Source organism: Vibrio sp. V01_P9A10T6 (assembly GCF_963877065.1).
In the GTDB taxonomy this organism is placed as follows: domain Bacteria; phylum Pseudomonadota; class Gammaproteobacteria; order Enterobacterales; family Vibrionaceae; genus Vibrio; species Vibrio anguillarum.
In genome coordinates this window covers 1-3,600 of sequence record NZ_CAWNTB010000100.1, presented here as the reverse complement: position 1 = coordinate 3,600, position 3,600 = coordinate 1, and the positions used below count along the sequence as shown (strand labels likewise).

Annotated in this window: 4 protein-coding genes; all 4 read right to left on the bottom strand. The window is 48.0% G+C overall.

The window, feature by feature from the left end:
• Positions 1 to 502 (bottom strand): SDR family NAD(P)-dependent oxidoreductase (locus AACQ21_RS05350; RefSeq protein ID WP_146127535.1); only part of this gene is annotated, 502 nt, incomplete at its 3' end.
• Positions 492 to 1,226 (bottom strand): TenA family transcriptional regulator, encoded by a 735-nt coding sequence (locus AACQ21_RS05345; RefSeq protein WP_105976752.1) that lies wholly within the window; start codon positions 1,224 to 1,226, stop codon positions 492 to 494. The genes AACQ21_RS05350 and AACQ21_RS05345, both read right to left, overlap by 11 nt.
• Position 1,227: 1 nt before the next feature.
• Positions 1,228 to 2,727, bottom strand: a complete 1,500-nt coding sequence (locus AACQ21_RS05340; protein ID WP_105976751.1) for an AMP-binding protein — start codon at positions 2,725 to 2,727, stop codon at positions 1,228 to 1,230.
• A 10-nt stretch (positions 2,728 to 2,737) separates the two neighbouring features.
• A complete protein-coding gene (locus AACQ21_RS05335; RefSeq protein ID WP_013856449.1) occupies positions 2,738 to 3,346 on the bottom strand; it encodes a thermostable hemolysin in 609 nt (202 codons plus the stop codon).
• Positions 3,347 to 3,600 lie beyond the last annotated feature (254 nt).

Here is a 3,600-nt window from a genome sequence, read left to right as displayed (position 1 = left end):
TCGCTTCACTAAAACGGTGCATCCCGGCGTTGGTAGCGCAGTACGTGGCATAACCAGGGTAACCAATAGCCCCTAAACTTGAGCCAATATTTAAAATAATCCCCGGTTTATTCAACCAATGTATCGCCGATTGAGTCAGTTGCATCGGAGCAAGTAAATTCAAATGCAGCTCCTGCTGCACTGAAACTGCGGTTCGTCTGGCTAATAAGCGAAACTGGTTGATGCCCGCATTATTGATCACCACACTGATTCGTTTCTGGCCCATAAAAAAGCGCTGAATGAAGGTGTTGATCTGCTCTATTCCTGACTCTGTGCTTAAATCTGCACTCAAAATCAGATGCTTCTCAGGCATGGGTAGCGTTTGCCGAAGTTGCTCGAGTTTTTGACCATCACGAGCCACCAGAACTAGACTGGCTCCTTGCTTAGCAAGCAGCAATGCGATGCGTTGCCCAATACCACCGGAAGCGCCAGTGAGTAAAACATGTCGATGATTAAGATCCATATTGCGACCTTACACCTTGCGAAGCTAAATCTTGCGAACCTGCATGCACCATTGACTCGCAAGGAAGCGGTAGTTCTCGCAGCATCTGCCCATACAGATCAAACACCATGTTTGCAGAGCGGATGATGGCCTCTTGGTCGGATACACACTGAATGTTGTTCATTAACGATTCAAAAAAACGGATGTGCCCTTGGTCAAGTTCACTGTGCGAAGTGAGATAGGTCATCGCCGCATCAGGAAGATCCAAACGCTGTTTGACTAACCGTGCGATATTCCCACCGACACCCACACTGGTTCCTTCAAGTACCCACACCATACCAAATAAGCTCAACGGGTTAGCGCGATCAATCTGGTGATAAAGATACGCCACCATGAGTTCGATGGAAGCGCTGACCCGCCCTGCACCCTCATTATGACGCACTGCGTCCACATCACCACCGCACGCTTTAATATCGTTCAAGATCCACTCTTGGTGGCCTTTTTCTTCATCGATGTACTCGGCAATCGCCGTTCGTACCCACTCATATTCATCGCCTAAGCGGCTGCCACATGCCATCAGCAGTGGCACCGTATGTTTAACATGGTGATAAGCTTGAGTGAGAAAACGAATATACATCTCTAGGCTGATCTCACCTCTTGCGCAGGCATCAAATACCGGAGCTTGCAACATCTGCTGCTGTGCTGGCTCAGTTTGTGTTTTTAAAATATGGAAAAATTTGCTCATTTTAAAGCTCCTCAGCCATTGAATAGAAGGAAGGAATAGAGATAAAAACCGCCTGTGGATTAGTGGTGTGGTGCGCCAAGCGAGCCTCTTGCAGTGCGTTTTCAATAGCTAAGCGTTTTGGGCGACCATTAGCGGTCAGCCACTTTTGCCAGCAGTGAATATCGCTCACCAACCAAAGCTGCGTGATGTGTGCGTAATCGGGCAACACGCTATTGAGCTGTTGCACGCGCGTAACGAGATCAGGTAAAGGACTGTCACTGACGGCCGTGAGGCCTGCCTGCCCGTCGCCCACCACCACAAATCGATGGTGTGCAATCAAAGCCAATGCTTGAGATTCAATCCATTCAGGGGCCACGTTGCGCCCAAAACTGGTGATTATTAGGTTCTTTTTACGCCCGATGATGGTTAAAAAACCCTCATCATCGATTGTGGCCATATCGCCAGTTGACAACCACTCGTGGCTAAACGGCTCACCTAAATACCCCAAAGCCGTGTTGCCTTTAACTAACAATTCGCCATCTTGTGCCAGCGAAACCTGAAGATGAGACAGCACCTGTCCGCACGACCCCGGCTTATTTTGTTGGGGTGTATTCATACTCACGACCGAAGCACTTTCAGACAAACCATACCCTTCAAAAGCGGGAATGCCGAGCTGGCGAGCTGCGTCAATTAATTGGGGAGCCACTCGCGCCCCGCCCACGGCAACCCAGCGTAAAGGCAGCGCAAGAACTGGGCTCTGCTTGACGACTTCAATTAATGCCAGCAATAACGCAGGCGTTAGCACCAAGCTTGACGGCTGAAACTGTTGTAGTGCGAGTGCGAACGTTGCACCACAGAACTGGCTAGAACCGGTCAAACCTACTTCGCTGCCACAGACGACTGTTGATGTCACACCCAGAACCAAAGGAACATACACACCCGTGATGTTTTCTAACAAGGTTGAGAGAGGCAGCATCACGAGGTGACGCTCAACTTGCGCGGACATTTTCTCTGCGATCGCCAGCGTGACCGCTTGCATATTTTCGTCACTCAAACACACCCCTTTCGGCGTTCCGGTGGATCCAGACGTAAAGGTGATTTTTTGCGTCAAAGGCAACACCTGTGCTGATGGATTCGCCAAATAGACAAAAGCAGGTAGGTGGCTGAGCGTTGAGAAAGGTTCACCTAGCGTTGGCCAATCACCTAAGCAAACATCAACCCCCGATTCATACAGTAAGTGTTCAACCTGTGCCTTACTAAAGAAAGTAGGTACAGGAACGAGCACTATTTTTGCGTGCATGGCCGCAAGGTCGATGATCACCCAATCCAAACTATTTTCAGCTTTTAATGCAATACGCTGAACCTGCCACTGGCGTAATGTGCGTGCTGTGGCTTCCACCTTTTCTAAGAGCTGTTGATAGCTCAGCGCTATCTTTTCTTGTTTGGCATTGTGCCCAATGAAGGCAATGCTATCTGGCTTTTGCTGCGCATGTTGATGAAGCGCCGATAAAATTCGGTTCATAGCAAAGGCCTCACGCTTGTTTTTGGTTTAAATGAAATCGGTTGAGCAACGCCAGCCCCTGCGCCAAATTTCCCGCTAAAATTCGAGGGCTGTGTTGGTAATAACTGCCCCAAATTTGGTTGGCGTTAGGAATGCAAGATGCTGACGCTTTCGCGATCAATGTCGGTTGTAAACCAAATCGACGCATCAAAGCATGCAGTGGATCCGTTGCTGTAAAAACGCACCATTCATACCCTAAATCAACCAGCTGTTGCGCGATCAAAGTAAAGTGCAGCGCCGATAAACCACGACCAAAAGAGGCCAGTTGGCCAAATTCAATCAAAGCACTTCGGGATACTCGGCAATCAAAACGCTGCGATAAAATTTCATCGGCAGGTTGGTCAAGGTATTGTTCGAGAAACAGAGGCTCTTGCTGCGCTACGCGAAAACCACATACGGATTTCATTTCGTCATGATCAAGCAGAGCTAAATAAGCAGGCATAAAAGTAATAAGGCGTGCATCAAACGCTTGCTGATAACGCTCGCGCACAAGGTGTATGGCTTCCAACCAGCGAGGATGAGAAGGATCAATTACGGCCAATTGCAGATCAGATGCTGAGCGTATGGTTTTCATCGGCATTTCCTTTTTGCTTACTCTGTAAACAAAAATAACGGACGTAACTTAAGAATCCCTTAATAAGAGATTTTTTCTTCAACTCAATGGATGATGAGCCGTTGAATATCCGATACCACTTAGCTCACTAACAAATGTGTGGCCAAATCTGAACTGAACGATTTTTCTAAATTAGCCTGTCACGGATTGGCTTAGATACGGAAAATTATCATTTTCTACTATCGCCATTTGTATTGGTTCTAACACGGTGACATCTTGCG

Coding starts and splice junctions, on each gene's coding strand:
- AACQ21_RS05345 (WP_105976752.1), bottom strand. CDS start 1,226: ATGAGCAAATTTTTCCATATTTTAAAAACACAAACTGAGCCAGCACAG.
- AACQ21_RS05340 (WP_105976751.1), bottom strand. CDS start 2,727: ATGAACCGAATTTTATCGGCGCTTCATCAACATGCGCAGCAAAAGCCA.
- AACQ21_RS05335 (WP_013856449.1), bottom strand. CDS start 3,346: ATGCCGATGAAAACCATACGCTCAGCATCTGATCTGCAATTGGCCGTA.